This is a genomic window from Neochlamydia sp. TUME1 (assembly GCF_000813645.1).
Lineage (GTDB): Bacteria > Chlamydiota > Chlamydiia > Chlamydiales > Parachlamydiaceae > Neochlamydia.
The window spans coordinates 1-6,294 of sequence record NZ_JRXI01000123.1 but is presented as its reverse complement, the minus strand read 5'-3'; the positions used below and the strand labels follow the sequence as shown (position 1 = coordinate 6,294).

General features: G+C 40.1%; 4 protein-coding genes and 1 pseudogene. 2 read left to right on the top strand and 3 right to left on the bottom strand.

Going from position 1 to position 6,294, the window contains the following annotated elements; genetic code table 11:
• Positions 1-502: 502 nt before the first annotated feature.
• Both DB41_RS05750 and hemL read left to right on the top strand, forming a co-directional pair.
• Positions 503-1,780, top strand: a complete 1,278-nt coding sequence (locus DB41_RS05750) for a hypothetical protein (protein WP_039385342.1) — start codon at positions 503-505, stop codon at positions 1,778-1,780.
• A gap of 228 nt (positions 1,781-2,008) precedes the next feature.
• On the top strand, positions 2,009-3,316 hold the full coding sequence (hemL, locus tag DB41_RS05745; RefSeq protein WP_039385341.1) for a glutamate-1-semialdehyde 2,1-aminomutase: 1,308 nt from the start codon (positions 2,009-2,011) through the stop codon (positions 3,314-3,316).
• 39 nt (positions 3,317-3,355) lie between these two features.
• Here hemL and DB41_RS05740 read toward each other — a convergent pair whose 3' ends face one another.
• The 3 genes and pseudogenes from DB41_RS05740 to DB41_RS11910 all read right to left on the bottom strand — a co-directional run.
• Entirely contained in the window at positions 3,356-4,924 is a 1,569-nt protein-coding gene (locus tag DB41_RS05740; RefSeq protein ID WP_039385339.1) for a hydantoinase/oxoprolinase family protein, read from the bottom strand.
• Entirely contained in the window at positions 4,921-6,015 is a 1,095-nt protein-coding gene (locus DB41_RS05735) for a DUF917 domain-containing protein (RefSeq protein ID WP_039385338.1), read from the bottom strand. Before DB41_RS05735 ends, DB41_RS05740 begins: the two co-directional genes overlap by 4 nt.
• Positions 5,984-6,294: pseudogene (locus tag DB41_RS11910) on the bottom strand (hypothetical protein); the annotation flags it as partial. The gene DB41_RS05735 and the pseudogene DB41_RS11910, both read right to left, overlap by 32 nt.

Sequence of the window (6,294 nt, the reverse complement as noted above, 5' to 3'; positions counted from 1 at the left end):
CCTTTTTAAGCCACGATTAGTAGAAGGAGGGGAGTTTTGCAGCTCTACCGTTTTAGAAATTGTTTGTAGTAAAGAGAGAGTTTCCGGGTGAGAAACCCCTTGAAAAATTACCTGATAAGCTTCAACAGCATACAAAGAAAGGTTCAAAATCACTATAAACATGATCAGGCATAGTATTTTGGAGAAAGAGGCGATCATGCTTTAAAGTCCTAATTTTCTTTTATCCAGCAGTAAGGTAAGCATTATTGCTTGATTCTAAATTTTCAACAAGAAAAGAGTCATTTATTTTTGCAAAATGGATTGACTCTCAACTAGTTGTTGATCGTTCTTCTTAAGAATTTTTTATAGCCCATAAAGAAAAGAAAGCACGCAGGGATAGAATGGCATGTTATTTGCTATTAAATAAAAAGTAATATTTTTTATTTAAAATAATAATTAGACTTTTTTATTAATTATTATTATAATGAATATTATTAATTAATAATATTAATGGGGGAAATGTATGTCAGTTTCTAATGGATTACCTCAGTGGCAATCTACCTATCCTTCAAGAGAAGGAAATAAAGAGGTTAAAAATACTTCTTCCTCCCCCAAAGCTATTTTCATAGGGGAAAGAGGGAAGGTTGATCAAGCGGTTCATCAGCTGGCAAGCGCAAGTCGAGCAGCGGCAACTGAAAAGCCTAAATCTTTTCAACGCACTTCCCTCCCAACCGCTAATCCTTTGGTAAAAAGGATATATAAGCGGGCAATTAAATCTACTCCCTCTTTTACGACAAGGCAAGAAGTTCCTTCTAAACCAAACTTTATGTCTTCCAAAGAGCATGGCTTATATAAAGGTAAAAGAATCTCTTCTTTAGACTCCCAAGAAAATAAAAATATCGATAACTTTGCTAAGAGCCAATTCAACTCCTTTTCTTTTAAGGGAATATGGTCAGGTTTGCAAAAGGTCGGTTTAGCATTTAAAGCGGCTCTTATTACGGCAAGCTCGCCTCTTTTCTCCTTTATTAAATCGATCAAGGCGGCTGTTTTAAATTTCTTCCATAGACAAGGCTTGCCGTCTGACTTAGCAAAGTTTAATTCTTTTAAAATTAAAAATGACGAGAGAACATTAAAAGATATTAGTGAAATGATTGTAGGCAGAGGAGTAGATCATCAACTTAGCGATTTAAAATTCGATGACCTGTCTGTTGGAGTCCAATTACCTACTCAATTTTCTTTAGACTTACCGCGCGCTGATAATTTTGTTATTAACGGTAAAAATATGTTCCCCCGTACAGAAAAAACCGCAGAGGAGGTAAAAAATTGTGCGGAGAAAATATATGAGGTCTTAGGAAGAGAAGAAACCTTGGTGGTGGGACGTTTTTTTCATCAATCCTGCACCGTGGGACTTTTGCACAAGTTTATTCAGGGAATGGAAGAGTTTAACAATACAAATGAAAAGAATAACCGGTACGCATATGGGCAAGCACCTGGAGGAGAGCTTAATATTGAGGTGCAAAAGGGGATCGCTCATTTTTCTTATAAGCTCACTTATCAAATTATGAGAGAAGAAGATCCCGAGACTGTTATGGCTTATTGTGGAATGGAAACAAGAATTAGCCTGCCTCTTGAAGAATTAAATAATTTAACTCACTTAGATTTAGAGAGTTTAGAAGGGCAAGAGCAAGAGAAGGTTAAAGAGCTTGCTCCTAACTTGCAGGCTGTGGTTGCCTGTACAAAGTTTTATGCCACTCTTGAAGAGGCTCATGAGACTAATGGAATTTCTAAAAAAGAGAAATAAAGGAAGAGTCTCTAGCGAGGGATAGAGGGGATTTTATTTAAGCCGTATTTAACTAGGGTGAATTAGCCTCTCTGGCTTCTAGCCTGGCGATTGGGTGCTCTATCCTTCTGTTCGTAGATCATAGGCTTATTTTTCCAGAGGAGCATAAGTTTCTTGGCAGGTTTTAAAACTTCTCAACAAATTTAAGATCACTTATGCTTTTTTCTTACTCATCTTAAGGTGTAAGAAATGCTTGCTCGCCCAAAAAGCCTAGAAATTTATAGACGTCTTTGTGAAGTAATTCCAGGAGGAGTCAATTCTCCTGTGCGTTCTTGTCAAAATATGCATCAGCCTCCTTTAGTGGCTGAACGCGCTTGGCAAGATCTTCTCTATGATGCTGATGGGCATGCCTATATCGACTACTGCGGTTCTTGGGGAGCTCTCATTCACGGCCATGCGCATCCTCAAATTATAGAAGCTGCGCAAAAACGCATGGCCTTAGGCTCTACTTTTGGCATTACGACTTCGATCGAAGAAGAGCTTGCTCGCTATGTCATTACGCTCATGGAATCGATTGATAAAATTCGCTTTGTCTCTTCAGGTACAGAAGCGACAATGAGCGCTATTCGTCTAGCAAGGGGATACACCCAACGCGAATTAATTATTAAGTTTGCAGGAAACTATCATGGCCATGCAGATTTCTTTCTTGTACAGGCTGGTTCAGGGGTGGCAGGCTTCCTACCACAAGCTTCATCACAAGGTATCCCTCCCGAGGTCGTTCGTTATACAATTTGCTTGCCATATAATGACATAGAGGGGTGCCGCCAAGTGATGCGTGACCCTAAAAACCGGGAACGTATTGCCGCTGTGATTTTAGAACCGGTTGCAGGTAATATGGGTGTGGTGCCTGCTACGCAGGAATTTATCCATATGCTACGCCAAGAAACTTCTGCCACAGGTGCTTTATTAATTTTTGATGAAGTCATGACAGGTTTTCGGGTGGGATTAAAGGGAGCGCAAGGCTTGTATGGCGTTCGTCCTGATCTGACTACTTTTGGGAAAATTATTGGAGGGGGCTTTCCTGCCGCTGCTTTTGGAGGACGCCGCGATATTATGGATTGCTTGGCTCCCTTAGGGTCTGTTTATCAAGCGGGAACATTATCGGGAAATCCTGTAGCTATGGAAGCAGGCTTACAAGCCCTAAAGCTCTTAAATCAAGAGGGTTTTTATCAAGAGCTATTACGTAAAACTAATCTCATCACTCAGCCTATCCAGGAATATCTTTTAAGCACAGATAAGCAGGCTTGCATTCAGCAGGTAGGTTCCATGTTTACTCTGTTTTTTGGTTCTAAAAAAGTTACGCATTTTGGTGATACCAAGCAGTTGGATAACGAAATGTTTGCTTGTTTCTTCCGCTATTTATTTGCAAATGGCATCTACATTCCTCCCTTGCACATTGAAGCATGGTTTGTGTCTCAAGCGCACAGGGAAGAAAATTTAATCAAAACACGTGATCTTATTTTAGAATTTTTAAAAAAAGAGATGCCTTGCTCTTAAAAATAGGAAGAGGCAAGGAAACTTTTTGCTTTTTTTACTCTAAATGGCCCTGGGTTGATTGCCTGATGCTTTTACAATGACTCTAGCCATTCGATTAGGTATATAGTGATAAGGTAAAATCTCTATATCTACAATGCTAACTGTTTTAAAATCAGCACCTTTTTGGATAGCAGCTTGAATAGCTTGTTGCTGTAGCTCTTCTAAGGTCTCCTGGCGATGTTCTAAAGAAACGACAGTATCAATAGTGGCCGAAATTGTAGCAAGGGCAGCACCAAATGCATTCGCATAATGAGCATAGGGAGGAATAATAAAGCGCCCGTCAAAAAGATGTTGCGGCAATAAAGCAGAGCCTCCTCCAATCATAATCACAGGCAGGGAACGTTCTTCAGGCCCAATTTTTGAGATAAGCTCATAAATTTGTTTGACCACTTCATCGATAACTGCTTTACAACCTTTCCTAGGTAAGGATACGTTTTGGGGGCGGGCACCAGCAATATCTACATAGCCTAAAGCTAAGGCGATATCTGTCAGCGTCAATTGCTTTCCCCCAAAGCTGAGTGATTGCGAGAAAGTTTTATTGCCGCAGCTTTTAGGGCCAATATGAATTTTCTCTTGGGTAAATTGAATCTGGCTGCCTCCTCCTAAAGCTATAGAATATACATCAGGCATAGGAAAATTTAGAGTCACTCCCCCTATGCATGAATTATTAAAACAGCGTCGCGGGATGCCTTTACGAACCATTCCAATATCCGTGGAGGTGCCACCAATATCAATAACAATAGCATCTTCTTTTTGGGCTAGACGTGAGCCTCCAATAAATGAATTGGTAGGGCCTGCTGAGATGGTAAAGATAGGATATTCATTAGCGTTTGCCAAGTCCGCTACACTTCCATCGTTTTGTGTAATCCAAAGAGGGCAAGCGATTCCCAGATCTCCACAAATGGCCACTAAATTTTTAAATGCCGTAGGCATGACTTGTTTTAAAGCAGCATTTAAAATGGTGGAGTTTTCGCGTTCAATAAAGCCTGCTCCACCAATTTGATGGGAAAGAGAGATAGGCAGTTCTCCTTGCGTCATCTCTTGCGCAATTTCTTTTACCAACAGCTCGTGATGAGAATTTAATGAGGCATAGACCCCAATAACTGCTAAGCTTTCAATGTTTTTTTTCAACAACTCTTTTAAAGCCGATCTAATCTCAGCAGGATTGATAGGCGTGATAGGATCGCCATGGCATTCAAAGCCTCCATTAATAGTAATGGTATCTACATACATGCTTTTTTTAAGCGCAGGAGGCCATAGTAAACAACTAGGTAGCGATTGGGGATGATGCCCAGCAATCCGAATCACTCCTACGCGGTAAAGATTATCCTGTTGGTGAATGGCATTGGCTACCTGGGTAGTTCCTAAAAATATTCCTGTAATATCTTCACGGATAATAGAAGCTTCATCAAGAATTTGCTTTAAAGCTGTTTTAATGCCTGTATTTAAGTCGGGAGTGGTAGCAGTTTTTGCACAGGCAATCACCTCGTTATCCGAGTCTAAAAGCACTACATCTGTGTTAGTTCCACCAATGTCAATGCCGATTTTATATTTTTGATTTATTTTCATGTGGTAATACTTAGCACGCTACTTTTTTGACGTGCTTTATGAATGGGTTTATAATCGGTCTCATAGCCAAATTTTCTAGGACCCACCAAGGCAAGCCCTTGCGGGGTGGTCCAAATTTCTGGAGCTGGAAGTGCTATCAAATTAACCCTTAGGCCATATTGGAGTAATTCACTGGTAATAGGAGCTCCTGTTTCTTGCTCTAGCAGCATTAAGATATCAGGAGTGGTAGCAATGATCTTACTATTAATTTTTGCTAATAGATATTCATTTTGAAAAATAAGCTCGATTTTATCTTTGGAATTCTGAATGGTAATCGACCCTTGCAGAAAACCTTTGGAGATTTCGCGATCTATATCAGTAATTTTTCCCGAGCCAATAAGAATACCTTTGCAATGGTTTAAAATAGCTTCTAAAGGATCTTCTCCTTTTTCTTTTGCCGAGCGGTGAGCTTTTCCTAGGTTAATAGCGCGTGAGATGCTATTAGGTACCGTGCATTCACGGGCCTTAGCCCCGGTAATAGGATAAAATGCAAAGGCGGCTATTGATCCCATCGCAATGGTAGCGCTACGTCCAATTTTTTCTAAAGCAAAGGTGTTTTTAGCATGGATAACCACGGCGTTGTCTAGACTATCACTAATAAAGCCAGGATTAGGAGAAACCCCATAAAGGTGACCAGAACTCATCTGAGCTTCAGGGAAGGCCCGTCCCATCATATCAGCATCCAATACAGGCAACCCCATCTGAAGACCGGTGATAATAGGAGTAAACGCATTGTGGCCCCCAATCTCAAAAGGCATGATAGCTGTGATCTTTTTATTTAAGTTTTTTTCTACAATCTTAAATAGTTCGACATAATCGCGTCCGGTAACAATTTTTTCCATTTCAACAGTTGGGGCTCCCATAAAACCTATGGGGATAACAAGAGCCTCAGGCTTTAAATCGGCGTAGTTAAGAATTGAAAGGGAAGCTTTTTTTTCCATCTCATAGCGGGCCATCATGTAAGCATAAGTAGAATCGCCTCCACCTCCCGATCCTAAAATCGCGCTTCCAATGGCTAAGTCATCTAAGTTTTGCAATGTTAGCTTTTTCACTATATTTCCTTTGAATTAAAACAAAAAATGTACCTAAAGATGAGCCAATAGTGGCATCTAAAACGGGAATAGAGGTTAAAGAAACTCCATTCAGACTAGAAAAGCCCATCGCTAATCCCAACATCCAAGCAAGAAAGTGACAGGGATAATCGTTGGAGGTCACGGGAAGCTTTTTTACTTGTTCAATGAGATAACGGGTAATAATCACACTGCCCATACTGGCGACAAAAATTCCCATCACATCTAAGACGATGATAAGATGATTGAGAAAATTGAAAC